Origin of the sequence: Pseudomonas sp. 22189 (assembly GCF_052045635.1) — a bacterium.
Taxonomy (GTDB): domain Bacteria; phylum Pseudomonadota; class Gammaproteobacteria; order Pseudomonadales; family Pseudomonadaceae; genus Aquipseudomonas; species Aquipseudomonas parakoreensis.
On record NZ_JBQEPG010000023.1, the window covers coordinates 35,657 to 62,004 of the forward strand.

The 26,348-nt window shown below is 61.8% G+C and carries 24 protein-coding genes and 1 pseudogene; 20 read left to right on the forward strand and 5 right to left on the reverse strand.

Annotated elements, in window-relative coordinates; all coding sequences use genetic code 11:
* The first annotated feature begins 15 nt into the window (after positions 1-15).
* The 14 genes and pseudogenes from cobO (at position 16) to ACTJKS_RS21835 (ending at position 11,674) form a co-directional block, all read left to right on the forward strand.
* Complete coding sequence (gene cobO, locus ACTJKS_RS21770) at positions 16-627, forward strand: cob(I)yrinic acid a,c-diamide adenosyltransferase (RefSeq protein ID WP_041074346.1); 612 nt, start codon at positions 16-18, stop codon at positions 625-627.
* Positions 624-2,019, forward strand: a pseudogene (locus tag ACTJKS_RS21775) (cobyrinate a,c-diamide synthase). Before cobO ends, ACTJKS_RS21775 begins: the two are co-directional and overlap by 4 nt.
* Positions 2,016-2,666 (forward strand): 5,6-dimethylbenzimidazole synthase, encoded by a 651-nt coding sequence (gene bluB / locus ACTJKS_RS21780; RefSeq protein ID WP_086794931.1) that lies wholly within the window; start codon positions 2,016-2,018, stop codon positions 2,664-2,666. The pseudogene ACTJKS_RS21775 and the gene bluB overlap by 4 nt, the downstream one beginning before the upstream one ends.
* Complete coding sequence (gene cbiB, locus ACTJKS_RS21785) at positions 2,663-3,571, forward strand: adenosylcobinamide-phosphate synthase CbiB (protein WP_108182086.1); 909 nt, start codon at positions 2,663-2,665, stop codon at positions 3,569-3,571. The genes bluB and cbiB overlap by 4 nt, the downstream gene beginning before the upstream one ends.
* Positions 3,564-4,556 (forward strand): threonine-phosphate decarboxylase CobD, encoded by a 993-nt coding sequence (gene cobD, locus ACTJKS_RS21790; protein WP_108182087.1) that lies wholly within the window; start codon positions 3,564-3,566, stop codon positions 4,554-4,556. The genes cbiB and cobD overlap by 8 nt, the downstream gene beginning before the upstream one ends.
* Positions 4,553-6,004 carry a cobyric acid synthase gene (locus tag ACTJKS_RS21795; protein WP_108182088.1) on the forward strand — a complete coding sequence of 484 codons (1,452 nt, stop codon included), beginning with the start codon at positions 4,553-4,555 and terminating at the stop codon, positions 6,002-6,004. Before cobD ends, ACTJKS_RS21795 begins: the two co-directional genes overlap by 4 nt.
* A 185-nt stretch (positions 6,005-6,189) precedes the next feature.
* The gene (gene cobU / locus ACTJKS_RS21800; protein WP_108182089.1) at positions 6,190-6,711 is read left to right on the forward strand and encodes a bifunctional adenosylcobinamide kinase/adenosylcobinamide-phosphate guanylyltransferase; all 522 of its coding nucleotides are present in this window, start codon (positions 6,190-6,192) and stop codon (positions 6,709-6,711) included.
* A complete protein-coding gene (gene cobT, locus ACTJKS_RS21805) occupies positions 6,708-7,763 on the forward strand; it encodes a nicotinate-nucleotide--dimethylbenzimidazole phosphoribosyltransferase (RefSeq protein ID WP_108182090.1) in 1,056 nt (351 codons plus the stop codon). Before cobU ends, cobT begins: the two co-directional genes overlap by 4 nt.
* Entirely contained in the window at positions 7,760-8,335 is a 576-nt protein-coding gene (gene cobC, locus ACTJKS_RS21810) for an alpha-ribazole phosphatase family protein (RefSeq protein ID WP_108182091.1), read from the forward strand. Before cobT ends, cobC begins: the two co-directional genes overlap by 4 nt.
* A 1-nt stretch (position 8,336) precedes the next feature.
* Positions 8,337-9,068: an adenosylcobinamide-GDP ribazoletransferase gene (locus tag ACTJKS_RS21815; RefSeq protein WP_108182092.1), complete on the forward strand. Its 732-nt coding sequence runs from the start codon at positions 8,337-8,339 to the stop codon at positions 9,066-9,068.
* Between the two features lie 201 nt (positions 9,069-9,269).
* Positions 9,270-9,674 (forward strand): MarR family winged helix-turn-helix transcriptional regulator, encoded by a 405-nt coding sequence (locus tag ACTJKS_RS21820; RefSeq protein ID WP_007950413.1) that lies wholly within the window; start codon positions 9,270-9,272, stop codon positions 9,672-9,674.
* A gap of 53 nt (positions 9,675-9,727) precedes the next feature.
* Positions 9,728-10,936: an MFS transporter gene (locus tag ACTJKS_RS21825; RefSeq protein ID WP_262948062.1), complete on the forward strand. Its 1,209-nt coding sequence runs from the start codon at positions 9,728-9,730 to the stop codon at positions 10,934-10,936.
* Entirely contained in the window at positions 10,933-11,058 is a 126-nt protein-coding gene (locus tag ACTJKS_RS21830) for a hypothetical protein (RefSeq protein WP_256588587.1), read from the forward strand. The genes ACTJKS_RS21825 and ACTJKS_RS21830 overlap by 4 nt, the downstream gene beginning before the upstream one ends.
* 55 nt (positions 11,059-11,113) lie before the next feature.
* Positions 11,114-11,674 carry a glutathione peroxidase gene (locus ACTJKS_RS21835; RefSeq protein WP_041074325.1) on the forward strand — a complete coding sequence of 187 codons (561 nt, stop codon included), beginning with the start codon at positions 11,114-11,116 and terminating at the stop codon, positions 11,672-11,674.
* 180 nt (positions 11,675-11,854) lie between these two features.
* Here the strand turns inward: ACTJKS_RS21835 and ACTJKS_RS21840 are convergent, their stop codons facing one another.
* The 3 genes from ACTJKS_RS21840 to ACTJKS_RS21850 all read right to left on the reverse strand — a co-directional run bounded on the left by ACTJKS_RS21840 (position 11,855) and on the right by ACTJKS_RS21850 (position 14,254).
* Complete coding sequence (locus ACTJKS_RS21840) at positions 11,855-13,126, reverse strand: OmpP1/FadL family transporter (RefSeq protein WP_198759057.1); 1,272 nt, start codon at positions 13,124-13,126, stop codon at positions 11,855-11,857.
* A gap of 146 nt (positions 13,127-13,272) precedes the next feature.
* Positions 13,273-13,755: a hypothetical protein gene (locus tag ACTJKS_RS21845; RefSeq protein ID WP_108182096.1), complete on the reverse strand. Its 483-nt coding sequence runs from the start codon at positions 13,753-13,755 to the stop codon at positions 13,273-13,275.
* A gap of 274 nt (positions 13,756-14,029) precedes the next feature.
* On the reverse strand, positions 14,030-14,254 hold the full coding sequence (locus ACTJKS_RS21850; protein ID WP_007962908.1) for a hypothetical protein: 225 nt from the start codon (positions 14,252-14,254) through the stop codon (positions 14,030-14,032).
* Positions 14,255-15,265: 1,011 nt separating this feature from the next.
* On the opposite strand from ACTJKS_RS21850, the gene ACTJKS_RS21855 reads away from it, so the two are divergent.
* Both ACTJKS_RS21855 and rmuC read left to right on the forward strand, forming a co-directional pair.
* Positions 15,266-15,589, forward strand: coding sequence for a sel1 repeat family protein (locus ACTJKS_RS21855; RefSeq protein ID WP_080963253.1), 324 nt, complete (start codon positions 15,266-15,268; stop codon positions 15,587-15,589).
* A 175-nt stretch (positions 15,590-15,764) separates the two neighbouring features.
* Positions 15,765-17,129 (forward strand): DNA recombination protein RmuC, encoded by a 1,365-nt coding sequence (gene rmuC / locus ACTJKS_RS21860; protein ID WP_198759074.1) that lies wholly within the window; start codon positions 15,765-15,767, stop codon positions 17,127-17,129.
* 91 nt (positions 17,130-17,220) lie between these two features.
* Here rmuC and ACTJKS_RS21865 read toward each other — a convergent pair whose 3' ends face one another.
* Entirely contained in the window at positions 17,221-20,691 is a 3,471-nt protein-coding gene (locus ACTJKS_RS21865) for a hybrid sensor histidine kinase/response regulator (RefSeq protein ID WP_198759055.1), read from the reverse strand.
* Between the two features lie 222 nt (positions 20,692-20,913).
* A complete protein-coding gene (locus ACTJKS_RS21870; protein ID WP_262948061.1) occupies positions 20,914-21,456 on the reverse strand; it encodes a TetR/AcrR family transcriptional regulator in 543 nt (180 codons plus the stop codon).
* Between the two features lie 91 nt (positions 21,457-21,547).
* Between ACTJKS_RS21870 and ACTJKS_RS21875 the strand changes: the two genes are divergently transcribed.
* From ACTJKS_RS21875 to ACTJKS_RS21890, 4 genes are all read left to right on the forward strand, one after another.
* A complete protein-coding gene (locus ACTJKS_RS21875) occupies positions 21,548-22,735 on the forward strand; it encodes an MFS transporter (RefSeq protein WP_262948060.1) in 1,188 nt (395 codons plus the stop codon).
* Between the two features lie 52 nt (positions 22,736-22,787).
* On the forward strand, positions 22,788-23,099 hold the full coding sequence (locus ACTJKS_RS21880) for a cupin domain-containing protein (RefSeq protein ID WP_262948059.1): 312 nt from the start codon (positions 22,788-22,790) through the stop codon (positions 23,097-23,099).
* 105 nt (positions 23,100-23,204) lie between these two features.
* Positions 23,205-24,356, forward strand: a complete 1,152-nt coding sequence (locus tag ACTJKS_RS21885) for a TDT family transporter (protein WP_262948058.1) — start codon at positions 23,205-23,207, stop codon at positions 24,354-24,356.
* Between the two features lie 97 nt (positions 24,357-24,453).
* Positions 24,454-26,328 (forward strand): MFS transporter, encoded by a 1,875-nt coding sequence (locus ACTJKS_RS21890; RefSeq protein ID WP_262948057.1) that lies wholly within the window; start codon positions 24,454-24,456, stop codon positions 26,326-26,328.
* The last annotated feature ends 20 nt before the right edge of the window (positions 26,329-26,348 follow it).

Sequence of the window (26,348 nt, forward strand, 5' to 3'; positions counted from 1 at the left end):
ACGGAGAGCTCCCCCATGACCGATTCCCCCGAGCGCGACGAACGCCATCTGGCGCGTATGCAGCGCAAAAAAGCCGTGATCGACGAACGCATCGCCAATTCGCCCGACGAGTGCGGCCTGGTGCTGGTGTTGACCGGCAATGGCAAAGGCAAAAGCAGCTCGGCGTTCGGCATGCTTGCCCGTGCCATGGGCCACGGCATGCAGTGCGGTGTGGTGCAGTTCATCAAGGGCCGCAACAGCACTGGCGAAGAACTGTTTTTCCGCCGCTTCCCCGAGCAAGTGCGTTTTCACGTAATGGGCGAGGGTTTCACCTGGGAAACCCAGGACCGCCAGCGTGACATCGCCGCCGCCGAAGCTGCGTGGGCAGTGTCCCGCGAGCTGCTGCGCGATCCGTCGATCGGCCTGGTGGTGCTGGATGAACTGAACATTGCCCTGAAACACGGCTACCTCGATCTGGATCGAGTGCTCAGCGACCTGCAGGCGCGTCCGCCGATGCAGCACGTGATCGTCACCGGCCGCGCGGCCAAACCGGAAATGATCGAGATGGGCGACACCGTCACCGAAATGGGTATGCTCAAGCACGCCTTCCAGGCCGGCATCAAAGCGCAGAAAGGCGTCGAACTTTGAATCAACCACGTCACTGCCCGGCGGTGCTGATTGCCGCCCCGGCCTCCGGTCAGGGCAAGACCACCGTCACCGCCGCGCTCGCTCGCTTGCATCGCAATCAGGGGCGCAAGGTGCGCGTGTTCAAGTGCGGCCCGGACTTCCTCGACCCGATGATTCTCGAGCGCGCCAGCGGTGCGCCGGTGTATCAAATGGACATGTGGATGGTCGGCGAGCAGGAAAGCCGCCGCCTGTTGTGGGAAGCCGCCGCCGAAGCCGATCTGATCCTGATCGAAGGCGTGATGGGCCTGTTCGACGGCACGCCGTCCAGTGCTGATCTGGCGCGGCATTTCGGCGTGCCGGTGCTTGGTGTGATCGATGGCACCGCCATGGCCCAGACCTTTGGTGCACTGGCGCTGGGGTTGGCGCGCTATCAGCCGGACCTGCCGTTTGCCGGGGTGCTGGCCAACCGCGTCGGCACTTTGCGTCATGCGCAATTGCTCGAAGGCAGCCTCACCGAAGGTCTGCGTTGGTACGGCGCGCTGTCGCGGGAAACCGGGATCGAGTTGCCGAGCCGCCATCTCGGTCTGGTGCAAGCCAGCGAACTGAATGATCTGGACCTGCGTCTCGACGCGGCCGCCCAAGCGTTGGCCAGCAGTTGCGAGGTAGCGCTGCCACCGGCCGTGGAGTTCGCCGCGCCTGAAGTGATCCCTGCTGAGCCGCTGCTCGACGGCGTGCGCATTGCCGTCGCTCGTGACGAAGCCTTTGCCTTCACCTACGGTGCCAGCCTCGATCTGCTGCGGGCGATGGGCGCCGAGTTGAGTTTCTTTTCGCCGATCCGCGATACCCAATTGCCCGACGCCGACAGTCTGTATTTGCCCGGTGGTTACCCGGAATTGCACCATGTCTCGCTGGCGCGAAACACCGCGATGCTGGATGCGATTCGCGCGCACCACGCCGCCGGCAAACCACTGCTTGCCGAGTGCGGCGGCATGCTCTATCTGCTCGACGCGTTGACCGATGTCGAAGGCACCCGCGCCGAACTGGTCGGGCTGCTGCGCGGTGAGGCAGTGATGCAAAAACGTCTGGCGGCACTGGCACTGCAAGCGGTGGATTTGCCGGAGGGCTCGCTGCGTGGGCACACCTATCACCATTCCCTGACCAGCACCGAGCTGACGCCGATTGCCCGGGGCATCAGCCCGAATGGCGGGCGCGGGGCGGAGGCGGTTTATCGGGAGGGGCGGATGACGGCGTCGTACGTGCATTTTTACTTTCCGTCGAACCCGACTGCGATTGCCGCATTGTTTGCGCCAGATCTCAAGGCCGCCATCGCTGGCAAGCCAGCTCCCACAGTGGCCGGTGTCATGCCTGAAGAAACGCGATCCCCNAGCTGGCTTGCCAGCGATGGGGCCATGACCGACAACGCCTATTCCGAGGCCGAACGCGCAGCCGTCTACCGAGCCATCGCCGAACGCCGCGACATGCGCCACTTCACCGGCGGCACGGTCGAGCCGGAGCTGCTGCGCCGTCTGCTCGAAGCCGCGCATCAGGCGCCCAGCGTCGGTCTGATGCAGCCATGGCGCTTCATCCGCATCAGCGATCGCGCCCTGCGCGGGCAGATCCAGAACCTCGTCGAAGAAGAGCGCGTGCGTACCGCCGAAGCCCTCGGCGAGCGCAGTGACGAGTTCATGAAGCTCAAGGTTGAAGGCATCAACGACTGCGCCGAAGTGCTGGTCGCGGCGCTGATGGATGATCGCGAAAAGCACATTTTCGGCCGTCGTACGCTGCCGGAAATGGACATGGCCTCGCTGTCCTGCGCGATTCAGAATCTGTGGCTGGCGTCCCGTGCCGAGGGGCTGGGCATGGGCTGGGTGTCGCTGTTCGAACCGCAGGCGCTGGCCGATCTGCTGCAGCTGCCGGCCGGGGCCAAGCCATTGGCGGTGTTGTGCCTGGGGCCGGTCAAGGCATTCTATCCGGCGCCGATGCTGGTACTCGAAGGGTGGGCGCAGGCGCGGCCGCTCAATGAGTTGCTGTACGAAAATTATTGGGGAGTGAGTCAATGAGTGTGGCGTTGTTGAGTGTCGCCGCAGTCGCGCTGGATGCGCTGCTGGGTGAACCGAAACGCTGGCATCCGCTGGTGGCGTTCGGCAATTTTGCCGGGCGCGTCGAGCGCCGTTTCAATGCGGGCGGACGTGGCTGGCGCAGTCACGGGGTCACCGCGTGGGTGATCGCGGTGCTGCCGCTGACCTTGCTCGCGACCGCGTTTTCCTGGGCGCCGTACGTCGGCTGGATCGTCGAGATTCTGGCGCTGTATTGCGCCCTCGGCATGCGCAGCCTCGGTGAGCATGTCGCGCCGGTAGCTGCCGCCTTGCGCGCCGATGATCTGGAAGAAGCACGCAAACGCGTCGGTTATCTGGTCAGCCGTCAGACCAGCGAACTGGACAGCACCGCCGTCGCCCGCGCCGCCACTGAATCGGTGCTGGAAAACGGCAGTGACGCGGTGTTCGCCGCGCTGTTCTGGTTTGTCGTGGCCGGTGCGCCGGGGGTGGTGCTCTATCGCCTGAGCAATACGCTCGACGCGATGTGGGGCTATCGCAACGAACGCTTCGAGCGCTTCGGCTGGTGCGCGGCAAAAATCGACGACGTGCTCAACTACATTCCGGCCCGACTGGTGGCGCTGACCTACGCACTGCTGGGCAACACCCGGCTCGCCTGGAAATGCTGGCGCAGCCAGGGCCCGCAATGGGACAGCCCCAACGCCGGTCCGGTAATGGCGGCTGGCGCCGGTGCGTTAGGCGTCGAACTGGGCGGACCGGCGATTTATCACGGTGAGCTGCATGAGCGTCCGCAACTGGGCGAAGGTGCGCCGGCGGATGCCGATTCGATTGATCGCGGCTGGCAATTGGTCCAGCGCGGGGTATGGTTATGGCTGCTGATTCTCTGCGTGGGGGCTGAATTCTATGCTTGAGCACGGTGGCCGGCTGCGCAAGGCTGCACTCGATTACGGGATTGCCGAGGCCAACTGGCTCGACCTGTCCAGCGGGCTTGCGCCGTGGCCGTTTGCGGTGCCGCAGATTCCGTTGCGCGCCTGGGCACGCTTGCCGGAAACCGACGACGGGCTGGAGCAGGCCGCGTGTGATTACTACGGTGCTTCGCAGGTGCTGCCGGTGGCCGGTTCGCAAATGGCGATCCAGCTGCTGCCGCGTTTGCGCCGCGCCGGCAAGGTCGGTGTGTTGTCGCCGTGTTATGCCGAGCACGCCGAAGCCTGGCGTCGCAGTGGTTATATCGTGCGCGAAGTGCTGGAGCAGGAAGTGGAATTCTTTCTCGACAGCCTCGACGTGCTGGTGGTGGTCAATCCGAACAATCCCACTGGCCTGAGCCTGACCCCGGCGCGGCTGCTCGACTGGCATGCGCGGCTGGCCCAGCGCGGCGGCTGGCTGGTGGTCGATGAAGCGTTCATGGATAACACGCCGCAGCTGAGCCTGGCCTCGCACACCCATCAAGTTGGCCTGATCGTCTTGCGCTCGTTCGGCAAGTTTTTCGGTCTGGCCGGGGTGCGTCTGGGGTTTGTGCTGGCCGAGCGCAAGTTGCTCAGGTTGCTCGCCGAACAGGTCGGGCCGTGGGCGGTGAGCGGGCCGACGCGGGTGCTCGGTCAGGCCTGTTTGCAGGACACCGAAGCGCACACTCGGCAACGTATTCGCAGCGATGAGGCCAGTGAGCGTCTGGCGCTGCTGCTGGAGCGCTATGGTTTCAAACCCCACGGTGGTTGTGCGTTGTTTCAGTGGCTGGTCACCGAGCACGCGCAAGCGCTACACGAGTTCATGGCCCGACGCGGGATCCTTCTGCGCATCTTCACCCACAACAGCAGTTTGCGTTTTGGCCTGCCGGCCAACGCCGCTGAAGAAGCGCGCCTCGAACAGGCGCTGCAAGCCTTTGCCAAGGAATCGAAATGACCACCGTGATGGTGCAAGGCACCACCTCCGACGCCGGTAAAAGCACGCTAGTGACGGCGCTGTGTCGCTGGGCCACCCGTCAGGGCGTGGCGGTGGTGCCGTTCAAACCGCAGAACATGGCGCTCAACAGCGCGGTGACCGCCGACGGCGGCGAGATCGGCCGGGCGCAAGCGGTGCAGGCGCAAGCCGCGCATCTTGAACCGCATACCGACATGAACCCGGTGTTGCTCAAGCCCAACAGCGACACCGGCGCGCAGGTGATCATCCATGGCCGCGCGGTCACCAGCATGAATGCGGTGGCGTATCACGACTACAAAGCCATCGCCATGCAAGCGGTGCTCGCGTCGCACGAGCGGCTGAGCGCGGCGTATCCGCTGGTGATGGTCGAAGGCGCCGGCTCGCCGGCCGAGATCAACCTGCGTGCCGGGGACATCGCCAACATGGGCTTCGCCGAAGCGGTGGATTGCCCGGTGCTGCTGATCGCCGACATCAATCGCGGCGGGGTGTTTGCGCATCTGGTCGGCACGCTGGAGCTGCTGTCGCCGAGCGAGCAGGCGCGGGTCAAGGGCTTCATCATCAACCGCTTTCGCGGTGACATCGCCTTGCTGCAACCGGGCCTCGACTGGCTGGAACAGCGCACCGGCAAACCGGTTATCGGTGTGCTGCCGTACGTGATGGATCTGCATCTGGAGGCTGAGGACGGCATCGACCAGCGCCAGACCGACAAGGCCGAGCAAGTGCTGAAAGTGGTGGTGCCGGTGCTGCCGCGTATCAGCAATCACACCGACTTCGATCCGCTGCGTTTGCATCCGCAGGTCGATCTGCAATTCATCGGCCCGGGGCAGGCGATCCCTGCCGCCGATCTGATCATCCTGCCCGGCTCGAAAAGCGTGCGCAGCGATCTTGCCTATTTACGTGCCAATGGCTGGGACGCGGCGATCAATCGGCACTTGCGCTATGGCGGCAAGTTGCTGGGGATCTGCGGCGGTCTGCAAATGCTCGGTGAGCAGGTGCACGATCCGCTGGGCCTGGAAGGCGCGCCGGGCTCCAGTGCCGGCCTCGGTTTGCTGGCGTTCGAAACCACGCTGGAAGCCGAGAAGCAGTTGCGCAATGTCCGTGGGCATCTGGCGCTGGAAAACGCCGAGGTCAGTGGCTATGAAATTCATGCCGGGGTAACGGTAGGCCCGGCGCTGGAGAACGCGGCGGTGCATCTGGAGGATGGTCGTTGCGATGGCGCGCAGAGTCTGGACGGGCAGGTGTTCGGCACCTACCTGCATGGCTTGTTCGAATCACCGCAAGCCAGTGCCGCGTTGCTGCGCTGGGCCGGGTTGAGCGCTGTGCAGGAGGTGGATTACCACGGTCTGCGCGAGCGCGATATCGAGCGGCTGGCGGATCTGGTGGAGCAGCATCTGGATACCGGGCTGCTGCGTCAGCTCTGCGGGATTTAGGCTGGCTGTTACGGCCTCTTCGCGAGCAGGCTCGCTCCCACTTTNGGTTGCCTCAATACATAAATGACAGGACATCTCCATCCTCCACAGGGGAGTGAGGTGTTTCAGCCACTGCGATCACTGTGGGAGCGGGCTTGCCCGCGAAGAGGCCGGTTGCCTCAACACTTAATTTTCAGGATGTCCCCATGCACCAACTGATCCTCGGCGGCGCCCGCTCCGGCAAAAGTCGCCTCGCGGAAAAACTCGCCAGCGACAGCCAGCTGGCGGTCACTTACATCGCCACCAGCCAGCCGCTGGACGGTGAAATGAACGCCCGCGTCGCCCATCACCGCGCCCGGCGTCCGGCCGAATGGGCGCTGATCGAAGAACCCATAGCGCTGGCCCGTGTCCTGCGTGAAAACGCCGGCGGCGAGCGTTGCCTGCTGGTGGACTGCCTGACCCTGTGGCTGACCAATCTGCTGATGCTCGATGACGCCGCGCGTCTCGCCGCCGAACGTGAAGCTCTGCTGGACTGCCTGGCGTCATTGCCGGGAGAAATCATTTTTGTCAGCAACGAGACCGGAATGGGTGTCGTGCCGCTGGGCGAATTGACTCGCCGCTACGTCGATGAAGCCGGTTGGCTGCATCAAGCTCTGGCCGAGCGTTGTCAGCGAGTCGTCCTGACTGTCGCCGGCCTGCCCCTGACCCTGAAAGGACCTGCGTTATGACTCAAGCGTGGTGGTTGAACCCGTGCCAATCCGTAAATACCGAGATCGTTGAACACGCGGCGGCGCGCCAACAGCAACTGACCAAACCGGCCGGCTCCCTCGGTCGCCTCGAAAGCGTGGCGGTGCAGCTGGCCGGATTGCAGGGGCAGATCAAGCCGACCCTCAAGCAGGTCTGGATCGCGATTTTTGCTGGTGATCACGGGGTGGTCGCGGAAGGTGTTTCCGCCTTCCCGCAGGAGGTCACCGGGCAGATGCTGCTCAACTTCGTCAGCGGCGGTGCGGCGATCAGCGTGCTGGCGCGCCAGCTCGATGCGCAACTGGAAGTGGTCGATCTGGGCACCGTGACACCTACGTTGAATCTGCCGGGCGTGCGTCATCTGAACATCGGCCCGGGCACGGCGAATTTCGCCAAAGGCGCGGCGATGACCCAAGCGCAGGGCGAACTCGCCTTACAGGCCGGTCGTGACAGCGTGCTGCGCGCCAAAGCGGCGGGCGCACAGTTGTTCATCGGTGGCGAAATGGGCATCGGCAACACCACTGCCGCCAGTGCACTGGCGTGTGCCTTGCTCGATTGCCCGGTGGCGCACCTGACCGGTCCCGGCACGGGGTTGAATGCCGAGGGCGTCAGCCATAAAGCACAAGTGATCGAGCGCGCACTGGCGCTGCACGCGGCGCAACGTGGCGATGCGCTGCAAACCCTGTTCAACCTCGGCGGGTTTGAAATCGCCGCACTGGTCGGCGCGTACCTGGCTTGTGCGCAGGAAGGCGTGGCGGTGCTGGTCGACGGCTTTATCTGCACGGTCGCTGCGTTGGTCGCGGTGCGACTGAATCCAGCCTGCCGCGAGTGGCTGCTGTTCGGCCACCGGGGCGCCGAGCCGGGCCATCGTCATGTGCTGGAAACCCTCAATGCCGAACCGCTGCTGGAACTCGGTTTGCGTCTGGGCGAGGGCAGCGGGGCGGCGTTGGCTGTGCCGCTGTTGCGTCTGGCCTGCGACCTGCACGGGCAGATGGCGACGTTCGCCGAAGCGGCGGTGGCGGATCGTCCGGCATGACGTTGCGTCTGGACCTGCTGCGCCACGGTGAGACTGAACTGGGCGGTGGGCTGCGCGGTAGCCTCGATGATGCGCTCACGGAAAAGGGTTGGGCGCAGATGCGTGCGGCGGTGATCGCGGGCGGGCCGTGGGATCGCTTGATCAGTTCGCCGCTGCAGCGTTGCGCGCGGTTCGCTGCAGAGCTGGGCGAGCAACTGAATCTGCCGGTGCAGTTGGACAAGGACCTGCAGGAACTGCATTTCGGTGCCTGGGAAGGGCAGAGCGCAGCGGCACTGATGGAGACCGATGCCGAGGCGCTGGGGTTGTTCTGGGCCGATCCGTATGCTTTCACGCCGCCGCAGGGTGAGCCGGTCAGTGATTTTGCGGCGCGCGTGCTGGGCGCGGTTGCGCGTTTGCATCAGGCCTATACCGGTGAACGCGTTTTGTTGATCAGTCATGGCGGCGTGATGCGTCTGTTGCTGGCGCAGGCGCGAGGTTTGCCACGTGAGCAGTTGCTCAATGTCGAAGTCGCGCATGCTTCGCTGTTCGCGCTCAGCGTCGAGGCCGATGGTTCGCTCAAGGAAGGTCACTGAGATGCTGCCACTGTGGATCGCCCTGCAATTTCTCAGCAGCCTGCCGATTCGTCTGCCGGGGATGCCGGAGCCGCAACAGCTCGGGCGTTCGCTGTTGTTTTATCCGCTGGTGGGGTTGCTGTTCGGGGTGATCCTCTGGGCATTCAACCTGGTATTGGCCGGCGCGCCGTTGTTGTTGCATGCGGCGCTGTTGCTGGCGGTGTGGGTGCTGCTCAGCGGCGCGCTGCATCTGGATGGTCTGGCTGACAGCGCTGATGCCTGGCTTGGTGGTTTCGGTGATCGCGAGCGCACGCTGACGATCATGAAGGATCCGCGCAGCGGGCCGATTGCCGTGGTGACGCTGGTGTTGGTGTTGCTGCTGAAGTTTTGCGCGTTGCTGGCGCTGGTCGAGCAAGGGCACGCGGTGATGTTGATCATCGTGCCGCTGCTGGGGCGCGCGGCGTTGCTGGGGCTGTTTCTGACCACGCCTTATGTGCGCGCGGGAGGTCTGGGGCAGGCGTTGGCTGATCATTTGCCGCGCAGGGCCGGTTGGTGGGTGCTGGGGGCGAGTGCGCTGGCCTGCTTGCTGATTACCGGGGTGAAAGCGATTGTTGCGCTGGTTGTCGCGTTCGTCGGGTTTGTCTGGCTGCGGCAGGTGATGATGCGGCGGTTGGGCGGGACCACGGGCGATACGGCCGGGGCGTTGCTGGAATTGCTGGAGATGGCGGTGCTGGTTGGGGTGGTGTTGGTCTGACAGGTGTCTGTTGCCTGTTCGGACCTCATCGCTGGCAAGCCAGCTCCCACAAGTATTGAGGCGTTTGCAGATTTTTTGAACACTTGCAAAAAACTGTGGGAGCTGGCTTGCCAGCGATGGGGATGTGTCAGACGCCACAATCCTTATTGATAAACTCATGTGCAACTTGATTTAACACAGTCGCGGGTATATACACGCATCATGCTTCCTTCTCAGTGTTTGTGCACCAACCTGCGTCGCGCCGCTCGTGGCGTCAGCAGGCATTACGACGGCGCTCTCGACGGCTTCGGGATCAACGTTGCCCAGTATTCTTTGCTGTGCAATCTGCAGCGTCTGGATCAACCGAGCATCTCGGAACTGGCCGAAGCCATGGGCCTGGATCGCAGCACCCTGGGGCGCAACCTGCGGGTGCTGGAAGGCGAGGGCTTGGTGGCGCTGGCCGAGGGCGAGGACATGCGCAATCGCATCGTCCGGCTCACCGAAACCGGTGCACAACGCCTCGCGGCGGCGCTGCCGGCCTGGGAAGCGGCGCAACAGCGATTGATCGATCGCCTGGGCGCCGAGAAGCGTGAAACCTTGCTGCGACTGTTGGATGAACTGGCCTGAGGGCCGGTTTTTCCGGATTTAAGCGGGTATATACCCGCGAACGGAGAATAACAATGACATCGATGTGGCGTACGTGCGGTTGGGTGTTGCTGGGAAGTGCGCTGATTCTGGCGTTGTCATTGGGCGTGCGGCACGGCTTCGGTCTGTTCCTGTCGCCGATGAGTGCGCAGTTCGGCTGGGGGCGCGAAGTGTTTGCCTTCGCCATCGCCCTGCAGAACCTGATCTGGGGTCTGGCGCAGCCGTTCACTGGCGCCCTGGCTGACCGTTTCGGGGCGGCGAAAGTGGTGCTGGTCGGCGGCGTGCTGTATGCCGCGGGCCTGGTGTGCATGGGGCTGTCCGATTCGGCGCTGACCCTGTCGCTGAGTGCCGGTCTGTTGATCGGTATCGGTCTGTCCGGTACGTCGTTCTCGGTGATTCTCGGCGTGGTCGGTCGTGCGGTGCCGCCGGAAAAACGCAGCATGGGCATGGGCATCGCCAGTGCTGCCGGTTCGTTCGGCCAGTTTGCGATGTTGCCGGGCACGCTGGGTTTGATCGGCTGGCTCGGCTGGTCGGCGGCGCTGTTGGTACTCGGTTTGCTGGTGGCGCTGATTGTGCCGTTGGTGAGCATGCTCAAGGACACGCCGCTGCCGGTGCTGGGCCATGAGCAGAGCTTGTCCGAAGCGCTGCGCGAAGCCTGCTCGCACTCGGGGTTCTGGCTGTTGGCATTCGGCTTTTTCGTCTGCGGCTTTCAGGTGGTGTTCATCGGTGTGCATCTGCCGGCCTATCTGGTTGATCAACATCTGCCGGCAACCGTCGGCACCACGGTGCTGGCGCTGATCGGTCTGTTCAATATCTTTGGCACTTATACCGCTGGCTGGCTCGGCGGACGCATGTCCAAGCCGCGTCTGCTGACGGCGTTGTACCTGCTGCGTGCGGTGGTGATCGTGCTGTTCCTGTGGCTGCCGGTGACGACGACGTCGGCGTACCTGTTCGGCATGGCCATGGGTTTCCTGTGGCTGTCGACGGTGCCATTGACCAACGGCACGGTGGCGACCTTGTTTGGCGTGCGCAATCTGTCCATGCTCGGCGGTATCGTGTTCCTCTTTCATCAGCTTGGCTCGTTCCTCGGCGGCTGGCTGGGTGGGGTGGTGTATGACCGTACCGGGAGTTATGACTTGATCTGGCAAGTGGCGATTCTCTTGAGTCTGCTGGCGGCCGCGCTGAACTGGCCGGTACGCGAGCGTCCGGTGGCGCGTCTGCAGCCGGCGGTCGGCGCCGTATGAAGCGTTCCTGGCCGCGTATCGCCTTTACCGCACTCGGCGCGCTGTTGCTGGCGCTGGTGTGGTGGGGCTGGCATCAGGGCGGCCTAGCGTTGATGCAGTTGGGCTTGGGCGCTTGCTTGTAGGCTTGGAGGGCGAGTAACGTCGGGAGTCTGATGACTGCTCAAAGGATGCCCCGACATGCTCATGCGCTGGTGTGCTGTACCCGCGTTGCTGATGGCGTTGACCGGACTGGCCCAGGCGGCTGATTGCCCGGAGGCGCTGCAAGGTTCGTTGCCCAAGTTGCGCGCCAAGGAATCCGTCGATCTGTGCCAGCGCTACGCCGGCAAGCCGCTGGTGGTGGTCAATACCGCCAGTTTCTGTGGCTTCGCCCCCCAGTTCGAGGGCCTCGAGGCGCTCAATCAGCATTACAAGGCGCAAGGCCTGGAAATGCTCGGCGTGCCCTCCAATGACTTCAAGCAGGAGTCCAAGGACAGCGCCGAAACCGCCAAGGTCTGCTACGCCAACTACGGCGTGACGTTCACCATGACCGAGCCGCAGAAGGTCCGTGGCGACGATGCGACTCACCTGTTCAAGGTGCTGGCCGAACAGAGCAGTGCGCCGAAGTGGAATTTCTACAAGTACGTGATTGATCGTCAGGGCAAGGTGATTGCCAATTTCTCCAGCCTGACCAAGCCGGATGATCCGGAGTTTATCGCGGCAGTTGAAAAGGCCATTGCTTCAAAACCACTGCAACCATGACCCTGTAGGAGCTGCGGAACGCTGCGATCTTTTGATCTTAAAAAACAAGATCAAAAGATCGCAGCCTCGTTTCACTCGACAGCTCCTACAGGTTGTAAATCTCAGGCACAAAAAAGCCCCGCTTTCTGTAAAGAGAGCGGGGCTTTTCTGTGGGCGAGGGTTTAGCCTCGCCGTGCAGCATCAGAAGCGGTAGGTAGCGCCAACACCGAAACCGTTTGCCGAGTTTTCATACTTGGCGTCGTAGGTCTGGCCACGATCGTTCTGGTTGTGGACCTTGACCGACTCTTCTTTCAGGTACGAGTAAGCCACGTCGATGGTCAGGTCTTCGGTCGGGCTCCAGCCGGCACCGATGCTGAAGATTGTGCGGTCGCCAGTAGGGATGCGTGGCGAGCGGTCGACGTTGTTGGTCGGCGACTGGTCGAAGGTCAGACCGGTACGCAGTACCCATTCCTTGTTCAGCTGGTACGAAGTACCCACGGCGTAAGCCCAGGAGTCGTGCCAGTTCTGCTCTTCAGTGATCTCGCCGAACTGGCCGGCCAGCAGCGGCTGGACGCCGGAGTTTTCAACGGTGATCTTCTTCAACTGGCTCCAGCGGGTCCAGGTCGAACCGGCATAAACGTTCCAGCGATCGTTGATCGCCTGAGTGACCGAGAAGTCCACGGATTCAGGGGTGGTGATCTTCAGCGAAGCGTCGTACTTCTGCTGGGCGCTTAGGCCGACGGCGCCCAATACGCCGTAGTTGACCTTGGTGTTGCCTTCGAGCTTGTAATCGACTTTCGAGTGGTAGGTCAGACCCAGACGCGTGGTGTCGGTGGCCTGTACCAGCACGCCGATGTTGTAGCCCAGCGCGGTGTCGTCACCCTTGATCTTGACCTTGCCGTCCGGCGCGGCCTGGGTGATCGACAGGTTGGATTCCAGCGTACCGTCGATACGGTTGATGGTCGGACCGAAACCGATCGACACCACATCGTTGAACTTGTAGCTGACAGTTGGCTGGAAAGTGATGACTTGTACTTCGGACTTGCTGCCGAAGTAACGGCCGCCAAAGCCTTTTTCATAGTCGGTAATCAGGCCGAACGGCACGTAAACGCCGAGGCCGAATGCCCAATGCTCGTCGATCGGTTTGACGTAGAAGCCCATAGGTACGGAGGTGAAGGGCACCATGTCGCCTTTGTTGCTGCCGCCGTTAGGGCTGGAGCTGGCGTCGCTGATATCGGTCTTGGCATCGAGGAATGCAACACCGCCGGTGACTTGTTCGCGCGTGAGGCGCGACATGCCGGCAGGGTTGCCATAAACAGTGCTTGCGTCGTCGGCAGAAGAGGATCGCCCAGCGTAACCAGTACCCATCCCGCTGATGCTGTGTTCGTTGATGGCAAAGCCAGCTGCGAAGATCTGGGTGGATGCCATGGTAACGGCGAGGCTAAGGGTGGTTTTGAGCATGACTTTTTTCATTATTAGAACTCCTGGTGATCACCGGGGCGAAAATTACCAACATTTTCGTCCCAGCGCTATAGTCCCTATGCCTTGAGTTAGAGCGGTTTTGTAGGACAATCCGACCAGATTCGCGACCTGTTGAGCGATCTTTCAAAACTCGCCAGTCAACACGCGACCTGATTCACCGGTGAAACACACGTTTGCCAGGCGCAGGTGAAGTCGCGCAGACGGCCTTGCGGCTGGAAGGTCTGACGCCAGATTCGCGCCATGCCCAGCAGATCGCCCGGGGCGGGGAGGGTGGGGTGTTGTTCTTCTACCAGTAGCCAGGCGATGGCGGTGGCGTAACGCAGATTGACGGTCAATTCCAGGTGCGGGCCGCTAAGAAAAGCATGCTGGCTGGCGAGACCGCGAACAAGGCTCGCGCGCTCCGGATCCAGTGCCAGGTAGTGATCCCAAAGGGCTTGGTGGCGGTGCTCGGCAATCCGGTAGAGGCCGTGGCCACGGCGGTCATGCAGGGCGGAGCCGAGGGCGGACTGGCTGGCGGCGATTCCCAGCAGCAGGGATTCGGCGGTTGCGCAGTGACGTCCCAGATAAATCAATGTGGGACGGATCACGTAGCGACACAGTTCGCTGGCAGCGATACCCATAATGCCCTCGATTCTTGTAATGGGGCGGCGAAACCTGAAGGGGCCTTGGCAGCGGTGGATCGACTCAGGCTCGCCGGAAGCGGATCAAGCCGCTTGAGTTGAAGTGTAGTGTCATATTCACGTCGTAAAGGCCTGTTTTTAAAATATTTCCGGCGCTGGGTCAGTCGCGTTATATCCGATGGTGCTTAGACGTCAAAAGCTAAAAGCGAAACATCAGGCAATAAAAAGCCCCGCATTATGTGCGGGGCTTTTGCTTTTTCAGCCTTTTCGGCCCTCAGGCAATCAAGGCCTGACGCGTACGATCAATAATGGCCTGCAGCGGTTCGGCGCTGGAGTATTGATCGGGGTACAAGCGCTCGCTGTGGCGGGCGATTCCGTGTTCATTAACCACGGTGAAGCTGAAGCAGCCTTTGCGAGCGGCCATGATCAGGCAGTTCATTGGGGCAAAAGCGTTGGTTAGGGTGCGAATGGCATCCTGAGTCTGGATTTGAGTAGACATAGTTATTAGGTGTTCCTACAAATGACACGGATAAGAACCGTGCAACGTTAAAACGTTCCAGTAATGTCGACCACCATTGGTCGAGCAAAGAACCCGACTGGAACAAAGCAGCCAGTTTGAAGCGCTAAATAAGTTGGCGCGCTTGGGCTGGCAGGTAGGTACTTAGGAGGACAGGCAACACATCGAGGGCAGAGGTTCTGGGCCCGGGGTGAAGATCCTGATCAATTTGCAGGTTGGTTCGGTCAGAGTAAGTGGTCTTCGCAGCACCCTTTGCATTCATTCAAAGGCTGTGCTGGCGCAAGATTTACCTGGAAACCATCGAGGGGTCGTTCCCGCTTTTTTCGGTGAAGGGCTTCTGGGAAGAAGGTTGACCGTGGGGATGTGTTCGACCGGAATTGACTTTCAGCTTGGTACTAACGCCGCGGATAGTAACGGAACGTCCTGGGCAATGCAAACCCTGCGGCAAAAAAGATTTCGGTCGGTGGCGCGGATCGTGGGTGACAGGGCTGGCCCTTTCGCGAGCAAGCTCGCTCCCACAGGAGAACAGGGACCGAATGTGGGAGCGAGCCTGCTCGCGAAGAAGCCGTCCGTCGCCACAAAAGCGTGCAGCCATGCCCATCGCCAACCCGCTTATCCACTGCTCAGGGTGCAAAACGACCCGAAAAAGCGCATCGATATAACCGGGTAACAGGTACTTGTGCACATTAGTTGCGCAGACGGTAACCTCACTGTCATATCAATCCTGACCCCGGTGGCTGCCTGCATCAAAAGTTTAAGTCAATGAAAAATATCGTCTTTTTTTGTTGGTGAAAAAATCGTCAGTTTGACTGCGAGCCCCATTCCACAAGGCTTTGCGCGAGTTCGGGAGCGGTTGTCCACTGAGTTATCCACAGCTTCTGTGGATTGTCCCTAGCGCTTGCTCTAGCACGCGCGTGCCGGGTTTTTTTCGACTTTACCTGTACGAAAAAGAGAGTAAAGTGGCGCGCCTTCCGATCTGTCCCACAGTGTTTTATGAAGTTTCGCTCAGTATCAGACTCTGTTACCTCCGAACACCCTCGTGTTACCTCTCCCAAGCGATTTTCCGTGCGTGTGGCCGAATGGCTGCTCGACAGCCCGCGGCTGGGCGATAGCCGTAATGCCAAGCATCTGGCGGGGCGTCTGCTCAAGCAACCGGCACGCGAAGGCGTAGTCACGGCGCAAAGTCGCCTCGGCCAATTGATGTGCCGCGAGTGCGGCAATGCCCGGGATCGGCGCATCGGCCAGGATCTGCTGCGCCAGGCCGCTCGCGCCGGCGACCGTCGTGCACAACGGGAACTCGGTCTGCTCGAAGACTGAGCTGTCCAACGCCCCACGCCTTGGTTAACCTTCAGGCTTTATCGGATCGGCAGGAGTGGCTATGGCTATGGACTTGACCAGCGTGTTGCTGGGTCTGGCGGGCGCGGGATTGCCGCTGCTGGCGCTGGCCTGGCAACTGCAGCGGCGGGCCAGCGACCGGCAAGCCGAGGTCGCCTTGCTCGAAGAGCGCCTGGCCATGGCGCAACTGGCGCAGGACGGGCTCAATGCCCAGCTTGAGGCCAGCCGCGATGAAATCGTCGACCTCGGCCAAGTCAATGCCGCCAGGCAGGCGGAGTTGGCGGCTCTGCGCCGCGAAGTCGAGTTGCTGCAGATCGAGCGTGATGACGCCCGCGACGCCTCCCACGCCTGGAACATCGAGCGTGCCAATAAAGAGGCCGAATTGCGTCGTCTCGACGCCCAGGCCGCTTCGCTGAGCGCCGAATTGCGCGAGCAACAGGAAAGCCATCAACAACGTCTCAACGACCTGCAAGGCTCGCGCGATGAGCTGCGGGCGCAGTTCGCCGAGCTCGCCGGCAAGATCTTCGATGAGCGTGAACAGCGCTTTGCCGAGACCAGTCAACAGCGCCTCGGCCAGTTGCTCGATCCGTTGAAAGAACGCATCCAGTCCTTCGAAAAGCGCGTGGAGGAAAGTTATCAGGCCGAAGCCCGTGAACGCTTCTCGTTGGCCAAGGAACTGGAGCGCCTGCAAGCGCTTAACCTGCGCCTGAGTGATGAAGCGACCAACCTGACCCGCGCCCTCAAAGGCCAGAAGACCCAAGGCAACTGGGGTGAATTGATCCTTGAACGGGTGCTGGAACATGCGGGTCTGGAGAAGGGCCGCGAGTACCAGACCCAGGTCAACCTCAAGGGGCCGGACGGCGAGCGCTTCCAGCCAGACGTGATCATTTACCTGCCGGGCGACAAGCAGGTGGTGGTCGACTCCAAGGTCAGCCTCACGGCGTATCAGCAGTACGTCGCCGCTGAAGACGACACCCTCGGCCAGATCGCGATCAAGCAGCACGTGCTGTCGCTGCGCAGTCACGTCAAAGGCCTGGCCGGAAAGGATTACAAGCGTCTGGAAGGCCTGCACAGCCTCGATTTCGTGTTGCTGTTCGTGCCGATCGAAGCGGCATTTTCCGCCGCTTTGCAAGCCGAGCCGACGCTGTTTCAGGAGGCGTTCGACCGCAACATCGTGATCGTCAGCCCAACCACCTTGCTGGCGACGTTACGGGTGATCGACAGCCTTTGGAAGCAGGAGCGGCAGAGCCAGAACGCCCGGGAAATCGCCGAGCGTGCCGGCTGGCTGTACGACAAATTCGTGCTGTTCATTCAGGATCTGGACGAAGTCGGCAATCGCCTGCAACAGCTGGACAAGGCCTACAGTTCGGCGCGCAACAAACTCACGGAAGGGCGCGGCAACCTGGTCAGCCGCAGTGAACAGCTCAAACTGCTCGGTGCGCGGGCGAGCAAGAGTCTGCCGGCGGATTTGCTGGAACGGGCGATGACCGATGTCGATGGGCTGGTCGAACTGCCAGAGTGAAGAGCAAAAGATCGCAGCCTGCGGCAGCTCCTACAGGATGAANTGAATGCAAATCCCATGTAGGAGCTGCCGCAGGCTGCGATCTTTTGCTTTACAGCGGCACATACCGACTCAACAACGCCCGCAACGCCGCAGGTTTCACTGGTTTGGCCAGATAATCCAGCCCTGCCGCATGCACCTGCGCCACCGTCTCCGGGCGGCCATCGGCGCTGATCACCACCCCCGGCACCGGCTCGCCTAACGTGGTGCGCAGCCACGCCATCAGCTCGGTCCCGGTATCGCCGTGGTCGAGGTGATAGTCGACCAGTGCCAGTTGCGGTCGTACGCCATCGTTGAGCAGCGCCGCGCATTCCTCGCGATTACGCGCTGTCCACACTTGGCAGCCCCAGCGGGTGAGCAGACTGTTCATGCCAATCAGAATGCTGTCTTCGTTGTCGATGCACAGCACTTGCGCGCCGCTAAGCAATTTGCCGTTCAACTCCACCGCGGCTGTCTGCGGCAGCGCTTGCGTCCGGGCCAGCGGCACGCTGACACTGAACACGCTGCCGCGCCCCGGCCACGAACGTACACGCAGGGTATGGCCGAGCACGCGACATAAACCGTCGGCAATCGCCAGGCCCAGGCCGAGGCCTTTTTCGGCGCGGGTCTGATGGCTGTCGAGGCGTTTGAATTCCTCGAAAATCACCTGTTGCTTGTCTTCCGGAATCCCCGGTCCGCGATCCCACACTTCCAGACACAGTTCACTGCCGCGACGGCGTACGCCCAGCAGCACCGGGCCCTTGGCGTAGCGGAACGCGTTGGTCAGGAAGTTCTGCAAGATCCGTCGCAGCAGCTTGATGTCGCTGTCGATACGCAAATGACTGCCGCGCACCCGGAACGTCAGCCCTTGTTCCTGCGCCAGCGCCTTGAATTCGGCGCCGAGGGTGTCGAACAGCTCGTTGACCGCGAACGGCTTGCGATCGGGGTTGATCTTGCCGTTTTCCAGGCGGGAAATATCCAGCAGGTCGCTGATCAAGTCTTCTGCCGAACGCAGCGAACTGTCGAGGTGTTGCACCAGTTTCTGTGCCTCGCTGCTCAAACCGTCGTCCTGATGGGACAGGGCGGCAGAGAACAGGCGCGCGGCGTTCAGCGGCTGCATCAGGTCATGGCTGACGGCGGCGAGAAAACGTGTTTTTGACTGATTCGCGGCCTCGGCATGGCCCTTGGCTTCGGTCAGTGCAACGTTGAGCTGCGACAGCTCTTGGGTGCGCTCGCTGACCCGTTGCTCCAAACCTTCGTTGGCCTCGGTCAGCGCCTGCTCGGCTTCGCGGAACGCGGTGATGTCGGTGAAACTCATGACGAAGCCGCCGCCGGGCATCGGGTTGCCGATCAGCTCGATCACCCGGCCGTTGGGGAACAAGCGTTCGGAGGTGTGCGCACGGCCCTGACGCATCCAGTGCAGGCGCCGGGCAACGTGGACCTCCGCCTCGCCGGGGCCGCACAAGCCGCGTTCGGCGTTGTAGCGAATGATGTCGGCAATCGGCCGGCCGACGCTGATCAAGCCGTCCGGGTAGTTGAATAGCTCCAGATAGCGCCGGTTCCAGGCCACCAGTTTCAGCGACTGGTCGACCACGCTGATGCCCTGGGTAATGTTTTCGATCGCGCCTTGCAGCAAGGCGCGGTTGAACTGCAGGACTTCCGAGGCTTCGTCAGCGATTCGGACGACGTCTTCCAGCTGCATTTCCCGACCTTCAATCGCGGCTTTTACTACCGCGCGCGTCGACGAAGCGCCGAGCACACCGGCCAGCAGACGTTCGGTGTGGGCGATCCATTCGCCGTCAGCATTCTGGTTCGGGTTGAAGCCCTTGCCCTGGCGGTAAGCGAAACGAATGAAGCTCTGCCGCGCACGCTCTTCACCGACAAAGCGTGCCGCCAGTTGCAGCAAATCATCAATCTGCACCGCAAGCATCGAGCGCGCACTCGGCCGAGCACTGATTTCCTGGCCGATGAAGCGCCCGGCCTGCCAGTGTTCCGAGACCCGCGTGCGCGACAACACCGAGACCCATGCAAACAGCGTGAAGTTGCCCGCCAGTGACAGCACCACGCCTTGGGTCAGCGGGGTGATCGGCAGGTTCAGCGGGTTACTGTGCAGCCACGAAAGGCCTGGGAACGTGCTCAGCGACCAGCCGAGGCTGTGGGCGGCAATCGGCAGGATCAGCGTGTAAAACCAGAGGAACGTACCGGCGGCCAGACCGGCGAACACCCCACGGCGGTTGGCCTGTTTCCAGTACAGCGCGCCGAGCATCGCCGGGGCCAGTTGGGTGACGGCGGCGAAGGCGATCTGGCCGATGGTTGCGAGGCTTGCGGTGGAGCCGAGCAATCGGTAACTGACGTAGGCCAGCAACAGAATCAGCACGATGCTCACGCGGCGCACCGAGAGCATCCACTGGCGGAACACTTCGAACGGGCGCTCGGCGTTGTTACGGCGCAGCAACCACGGCAAGAGCATGTCGTTGGAAACCATGGTCGACAGCGCCACACTGGCCACAATCACCATGCCGGTGGCCGCTGACGCACCACCGATGAACGCCAGCAACGCCAGGGCCGGATGGGCCTGGGCCAGTGGCAGGCTGATCACGAACGAGTCCGGGAGTACGTGGCTCGGCAGCATCATCTGCCCGGCGAGGGCGATCGGCACCACGAACAGCGCGGCCAGCGCCAGATAAGCCGGGAACACCCATTTGGCCAGGCGCAGGTCTTGCGGGTCGATGTTCTCCACCACCGTGACATGAAACTGTCGTGGCAGGCAGATGATCGCCATCATCGCCACACCCGTTTGCACCACCATCGACGGCCAGTTGATGGTTTCTTTCCAGTATTGCTCCAGTCGTGGCGCGAGCATGGCCTGATTGAACAGGTCGTCGAAACCGTCATACAGGCCAAAGGTGACGAAGGCGCCGACAGCAAGAAAGGCGAACAACTTGACCAGTGATTCAAAGGCAATCGCCAGCACCATGCCGCGGTGGTGCTCGGTGGCGTCGAGGTTGCGCGTACCGAAGACAATGGTGAACAACGCCAGCACCAGCGACACGATCAGCGCGGTGTCTTGGGCGCGGGTGCCCATGGCGTCGGCCCCGGCGCCGATCAGCAGGTTCACGCCGAGCACAATGCCTTTGAGTTGCAGAGCGATATAGGGCAGGACGCCAACCAGACAGATCAGCGCCACCACCACTGCCAGCGATTGCGATTTGCCGTAGCGCGCGGCGATGAAGTCGGCAATCGAGGTGATGTTCTCCTGTTTGCTGATCATCACCATTTTCTGCAGGACCCACGGCGCGCCCAGCAACAAGAGGATCGGCCCGAGGTAGATCGGCAGGAATGACCACAGCTGTTCGGCGGCTTGGCCGACGGCGCCGAAGAACGTCCAACTGGTGCAATAAACCGCCAGCGACAGGCTGTACACCCAGGCACGCATCCGCGGCGGCAACGGCGTGCTGCGACGGTCGCCGTAGAAGGCGATGGCGAACATGATGGCCATATAGGCCAGGGCGACGGCGGCGATCAGCCCGGTGGACAGCGACATGCAACACTCCCGACAAAAGACTCCCCGGCAATCCTGCCCGGGCGGACAGTCTCGCATGAGTGAGGCGGTTAGTCAGTGTCGACCAAGGTCGTGGCGTGGCGGGGTGTCGCAGGTTTGAAACCGGGTGGTTTCTCGGGTGACCGGTCGGGCCTCTTCGCGAGCAAGCTCGCTCCCACATTTGGAATGCAATCCCCTGTGGGAGCGAGCCTGCTCGCGAAAGCGTCAGTCCTGTCGCAGTGCGATATCGATCAACCGATGCAGCTCATCCACCTCCAGCGCCGCCGCCGAAAACAGAATCCGGAACACCACCGGGGCCACCACCAGATTGATCAGATGATCAACGCTCGGCGCCGGCTCGTCAGGGTGACGCTCGATGATGGTCTGCAACTGCGCGCCAATGATCGTCACGCAATACCCCGGCGTGGCGCTGGCCTGCACGTCGCGCATCATGTTGCGCCCAGGCTCCGAACTCATCTCGTCCAGATACTGCTCGGCCCAGGCGCGGATATCACCGCGCAGGTCACCGGTCACCGCCGGTTCACTGTCCGGGCGCATGCGGGCGAGGGCAACGTCGGCGAGCAATGCTGCCAGATCACCCCAGCGCCGATAGATCGTCGACGGCGTGACCCCGGCGCGCGCCGCGATTTGCGGGACGGTCACGGTGCTGCGCTCCTGTTCTTGCAGAAGTGCGCGGACTGCCGAATGAATCGACTCTTGCACCCGGGCACTGCGGCCACCGGGGCGTAAACTTTCTTTAATAGCCATGCGCCAGACCTTAACACAAAGAATTTGCTTTAAGCCAAAGCCGGGAGCACACTCCGCAAAAGCAAAAAATTAGCTTTTGCGGAGTGTGCCCATGACCAGCCTTGCTTCCAACCGTGCCAGCCTGATTTTTCTGGCGATCACCTTACTCAGTTTTCTCGCTGCTTCCACAGCGCCAACGCCGTTGTACCATCTGTATCAGGATCAATTGCATTTTTCGGCAGCGGTGCTGACCCTGATTTTCGGCGTGTACGCCCTGAGTCTGCTGGCGGCGCTGCTGACGGTCGGTTCGCTGTCCGATCACTTGGGGCGCAAACCGGTGATTTTCACTGCCGTGCTGCTCAATGCGCTGGCGATGCTGCTGTTTATCAGCGCCGACAGTGTTGCCTGGTTGATCAGCGCCCGCGTGCTGCAGGGTTTTGCCACCGGCATGGCCACCGCTGTTTTGAGCGCGACACTGCTTGACACCGATCGCCAGCAAGGGCCGTTGATCAACAGCGTCGCACCGTTGCTCGGCATGGCGCTGGGCAGCATGGGCTGTGGCCTGCTGGCCGAATTCGCCCCGGCGCCGTTGCAACTGACTTACTGGTTGTTGCTGGCGTTGTTTGTGTTGCAGGCGGTGTATGTCTGGCGTCTGCCGGAAAGCGTCACCCCGCAGGCCGGGGCCTGGGCTTCGTTGCGGCCGACCCTGCATGTGCCGATTCAGGCGCGTTCGACCTTGTGGCGTGTGCTGCCGCTGAACACGGCGACCTGGGCCCTCGGCGGCTTTTTTGCCTCGCTGGCGCCGTCGCTGGTGCGCACCGCCACCGGCTCGACGTCGAACCTGATCGGCGGCGCGACCGTCTCGGCGTTGACCGTGACCGGGGCGCTGATGATTTTCACTTTGCGCAATCGTCCCGCCGGCAAAGCCCTGCAAATCGGCGCCAGTCTGCTGCCTGTCGGCGTGCTGCTGATTTTGCTTGGCGTGCACAGTGCCAGTCTGGCGCTGTTTTTCCTCGGCACACTGGTTGCCGGTTGCGGCTTTGGCTCGGGTTTCCTCGGCGCGGTGCGCAGTCTGGTGCCGCTAGCCCTGCCGCATGAGCGGGCCGGTTTGATGTCGGCGTACTACGCGCTGAGTTATCTGGCGTTCTGCCTGCCGGCCTTGTTGGCCGGGCATTTGACCCGAGCCTATGGGTTGCTGGCGACCACCGACGGCTACGGCGCCGGATTGATCGTCCTGGCCGTCGCCGCGCTGTTGCTCAGCCTGCGCCCGCAAGCGGCCAAGGTGTGCAGCGCTCCATAAGCGCGGCGCTTTCAGCTACCTTTGGCCGGCCCTTCTTTTCACGGATCGACACATGAAAATTATCCGCAGCAAGTCGTTCACCGCCGAGCGTGCCTGGGGCGCGCTGGACATCGCCAACATGAACGGCATCACCACGCGCCTGCACTGGACCGATCAGCCGTACAAATGGCACATCAACGACGGTGAGGAAGTTTTCGTGGTGCTCGATGGGCGGGTGCAGATGCACTATCGCGAACAGGGCAAGGAAAAGCAGGTGCTGCTGGAGGTCGGCGACATTTTCTACGCCTCGGTCGGCACTGAGCACGTTGCGCACCCGCAGGGGGTGGCGCGGATTCTGGTAATCGAAAGCGAAGGCAGTGCTTGACTGCTTATCTGCAAAGTAGATAACAGATAGAGAAATTACCCGTTATATAGATATTCGATTCGGTTCTACCATGGACTCAACCTCATCTGAGGACAGGAGTTCATGATGATTTGCCCCAACACTGCCAAACCCGGTATCAAGCCGTTCAGCCAGCTTCAGCATCCGCGTGAAGTGATCCGTCAATTCACCCCGAACTGGTTCGCCGCGACCATGGGCACCGGCGTGCTGGCCCTGGCGCTGGCGCAACTGCCGGTGGCGATCCCCGGGTTGCACGCGGTGGCCGAAGGGTTGTGGCTGTTCAACATTCTGTTGTTCACCTTGTTTACCTTCGCTTATGCCGCGCGCTGGATTTTATTCTTCGATGAAGCGCGGCGGATCTTCGGCCACTCCACCGTATCGATGTTCTTCGGCACGATTCCCATGGGCCTGGCGACCATCATCAACGGCTTTCTGCTGTTCGGCCTGCCCCGCTGGGGCGATGGGGTAATTCATCTTGCCGAAGTGCTGTGGTGGCTCGATGTGGCGATGTCGCTGGCCTGCGGTGTGTTGATTCCGTACATGATGTTTACCCGTCAGGAACACAGCATCGACCAGATGACCGCCGTCTGGCTGCTACCGGTGGTGGCGGCGGAGGTGGCGGCGGCCAGCGGTGGCTTGCTCGCGCCGCATCTGGCTGATGCCCATGCACAACTGGTGGTGCTGACCACCAGTTACGTGCTCTGGGCATTTTCCCTGCCGGTGGCGTTCAGCATTCTGACCATCCTGTTGCTGCGCATGGCGCTGCATAAACTGCCTCACGAAAACATGGCCGCCTCGAGCTGGCTGGCCCTCGGCCCGATCGGCACTGGTGCGTTGGGCATGTTGCTGCTGGGCGCTGATGCACCAGCGATCTTCGCCGCTAACGGGCTGCCGGGTATCGGTGAAATCGCTGCAGGCGTAGGGCTGGTCGCCGGTATCACCCTGTGGGGCTTCGGCTTGTGGTGGATGTTGATGGCGCTGCTGATCACCGCGCGTTACCTGCGTGACGGCATCCCGTTCAACCTCGGCTGGTGGGGTTTTACCTTCCCGCTGGGCGTGTATTCGCTGGCGACCCTCAAGCTCGCCAGCACGCTGAACCTGGGTTTTTTCAGCGTGGTCGGCTGCGTGCTGGTGAGTCTGCTGGCGGTGATGTGGCTGATCGTCGGTAAACGCACCGTGCAAGGCGCGTGGCGCGGTGAGCTGTTTGTCTCACCTTGTATTGCAGGGTTGAAGAAATAACCTGAAAAGTTTAGGTAAGGTGTGGCCTGGATCGCGGATCGAGATTCCAATAAGCAGATCCAGGCCATTCTCTACCGACCTCAGGGAAACACGGAAGATGAGTCACCCCTCACAGTTCAACCTGCTTCGCACCCGGCGCTTTCTGCCGTTTTTCATCACACAGTCGCTGGGCGCGTTCAATGACAACGTGTTCAAGCAGTCGCTGATTCTCGCCATTCTGTATCGGCTGACCATCGAGGGTGACCGTTCGATCTGGGTCAACCTGTGTGCGCTGCTGTTTATCCTGCCGTTCTTCCTGTTCTCGGCGCTGGCCGGGCAGTTCGGGGAAAAATTCGCCAAGGACGCGCTGATCCGTCTGATCAAGCTCGCGGAAATCGCGATCATGGCCGTAGGATCGATCGGTTTCCTGTTCGATCACCTGTCGCTGATGCTGGTGGCGCTGTTTGCCATGGGCACGCATTCGGCGCTGTTCGGGCCGGTGAAGTATTCGATCCTGCCGCAGGCGTTGCGTGAGGATGAACTGGTTGGCGGCAACGGGCTGGTGGAGATGGGCACGTTTCTGGCGATTCTCGCCGGGACCATCGGCGCCGGCATCATCATGTCCTCGACCCATTACGCGCCACTGGTGTCGACGGCGATTGTCGGCATTGCCGTGCTGGGTTATCTCGCCAGTCGCGGCATTCCACGCGCTGCCGCGGCGTCGCCGGAAATGCGCCTGAACTGGAACATCTTCAGCCAGTCCTGGGCCACCCTCAAACTCGGTCTGGGCCAGACGCCTGCGGTGTCGCGTTCGATTGTCGGCAACTCGTGGTTCTGGTTTGTCGGGGCGATTTACCTGACGCAGATCCCGGCCTACGCCAAGGAGTGGATGCACGGCGACGAAACCGTGGTGACGCTGATTCTCACGGTGTTTTCGGTAGGCATTGCGCTGGGTTCGATGCTGTGCGAGAAGCTCTCCGGGCGCAAGGTCGAGATCGGTCTGGTGCCGTTCGGTTCGTTCGGCCTGACCGTGTTTGGCCTGCTGCTGTGGTGGCATTCCGGTGGAATCCCGGAAAGCGTCAACGGCCACAGCTGGACCGAAGTGCTGGGCTTTGCGCATACCTGGGCGGTGCTGGTCGACATTCTCGGCCTCGGTATTTTTGGCGGCTTCTATATTGTGCCGCTGTACGCGTTGATCCAGTCGCGCACCGCCGAGAACGAGCGGGCGCGGGTGATTGCCGCCAACAACATTCTCAACGCTCTGTTCATGGTGGTGTCGGCGATCGTTTCGATCGTGTTGCTGAGTGTGGTCAAACTGTCGATTCCGCAGCTGTTCCTGGTGGTGTCGCTGTTGAACATCGGCGTCAACGCCTACATCTTCAAGATCGTCCCCGAGTTCAGCATGCGTTTCATGATCTGGCTGCTCAGCCATTCCATGTACCGCGTCGAGCACCGCAACCTTGAGGCGATCCCGGACGAGGGCGCGGCGCTGTTGGTGTGCAACCACGTGTCTTTCGTCGATGCGCTGCTGATTGGCGGCGCGGTGCGTCGGCCGATTCGCTTTGTCATGTATTACAAAATCTACAACCTGCCGGTGCTGAACTTTATCTTCCGCACGGCGGGGACGATTCCGATTGCCGGACGCAACGAAGACATCCAGATCTACGAAAAAGCCTTCACCCGGATTGCCCAGTATCTGAAGGACGGTGAGCTGGTGTGCATCTTCCCGGAAGGCAAGTTGACCACTGACGGCGAGATCAATGAGTTCAAGGGCGGGCTGACGCGGATTCTCGAAGAAACGCCGGTGCCGGTGATTCCGCTGGCGTTGCAGGGGTTGTGGGGGAGTTTCTTCAGCCGCGATCCGAACAAGGGACTGTTCAAGCGGTTGTGGTCGCGGGTGACGTTGGTGGCGGGTTCGGCGGTGGCGGTGGAATCTGCGGAGCCGGCGAAACTGCAGGGGTTGGTGGGGGCGTTGCGCGGGGCCGTCAAGTAGTTGTTGCCTGAATTGGCCCC

Coding starts and splice junctions, on each gene's coding strand:
- ACTJKS_RS21885 (WP_262948058.1), top strand. CDS start 23,205: ATGATTTGCCCCAACACTGCCAAACCCGGTATCAAGCCGTTCAGCCAG.
- ACTJKS_RS21870 (WP_262948061.1), bottom strand. CDS start 21,456: ATGGCTATTAAAGAAAGTTTACGCCCCGGTGGCCGCAGTGCCCGGGTG.
- ACTJKS_RS21825 (WP_262948062.1), top strand. CDS start 9,728: ATGACATCGATGTGGCGTACGTGCGGTTGGGTGTTGCTGGGAAGTGCG.
- bluB (WP_086794931.1), top strand. CDS start 2,016: ATGACCGACAACGCCTATTCCGAGGCCGAACGCGCAGCCGTCTACCGA.
- ACTJKS_RS21795 (WP_108182088.1), top strand. CDS start 4,553: ATGACCACCGTGATGGTGCAAGGCACCACCTCCGACGCCGGTAAAAGC.
- ACTJKS_RS21820 (WP_007950413.1), top strand. CDS start 9,270: ATGCTTCCTTCTCAGTGTTTGTGCACCAACCTGCGTCGCGCCGCTCGT.
- cobC (WP_108182091.1), top strand. CDS start 7,760: ATGACGTTGCGTCTGGACCTGCTGCGCCACGGTGAGACTGAACTGGGC.
- cobU (WP_108182089.1), top strand. CDS start 6,190: ATGCACCAACTGATCCTCGGCGGCGCCCGCTCCGGCAAAAGTCGCCTC.
- ACTJKS_RS21845 (WP_108182096.1), bottom strand. CDS start 13,755: ATGGGTATCGCTGCCAGCGAACTGTGTCGCTACGTGATCCGTCCCACA.
- cobD (WP_108182087.1), top strand. CDS start 3,564: ATGCTTGAGCACGGTGGCCGGCTGCGCAAGGCTGCACTCGATTACGGG.
- cbiB (WP_108182086.1), top strand. CDS start 2,663: ATGAGTGTGGCGTTGTTGAGTGTCGCCGCAGTCGCGCTGGATGCGCTG.
- ACTJKS_RS21850 (WP_007962908.1), bottom strand. CDS start 14,254: ATGTCTACTCAAATCCAGACTCAGGATGCCATTCGCACCCTAACCAAC.
- ACTJKS_RS21890 (WP_262948057.1), top strand. CDS start 24,454: ATGAGTCACCCCTCACAGTTCAACCTGCTTCGCACCCGGCGCTTTCTG.
- ACTJKS_RS21875 (WP_262948060.1), top strand. CDS start 21,548: ATGACCAGCCTTGCTTCCAACCGTGCCAGCCTGATTTTTCTGGCGATC.
- ACTJKS_RS21830 (WP_256588587.1), top strand. CDS start 10,933: ATGAAGCGTTCCTGGCCGCGTATCGCCTTTACCGCACTCGGCGCGCTG.
- ACTJKS_RS21865 (WP_198759055.1), bottom strand. CDS start 20,691: ATGTCGCTGTCCACCGGGCTGATCGCCGCCGTCGCCCTGGCCTATATG.
- ACTJKS_RS21815 (WP_108182092.1), top strand. CDS start 8,337: ATGCTGCCACTGTGGATCGCCCTGCAATTTCTCAGCAGCCTGCCGATT.
- cobT (WP_108182090.1), top strand. CDS start 6,708: ATGACTCAAGCGTGGTGGTTGAACCCGTGCCAATCCGTAAATACCGAG.
- ACTJKS_RS21835 (WP_041074325.1), top strand. CDS start 11,114: ATGCTCATGCGCTGGTGTGCTGTACCCGCGTTGCTGATGGCGTTGACC.
- ACTJKS_RS21855 (WP_080963253.1), top strand. CDS start 15,266: ATGAAGTTTCGCTCAGTATCAGACTCTGTTACCTCCGAACACCCTCGT.
- ACTJKS_RS21840 (WP_198759057.1), bottom strand. CDS start 13,126: ATGAAAAAAGTCATGCTCAAAACCACCCTTAGCCTCGCCGTTACCATG.
- ACTJKS_RS21880 (WP_262948059.1), top strand. CDS start 22,788: ATGAAAATTATCCGCAGCAAGTCGTTCACCGCCGAGCGTGCCTGGGGC.
- cobO (WP_041074346.1), top strand. CDS start 16: ATGACCGATTCCCCCGAGCGCGACGAACGCCATCTGGCGCGTATGCAG.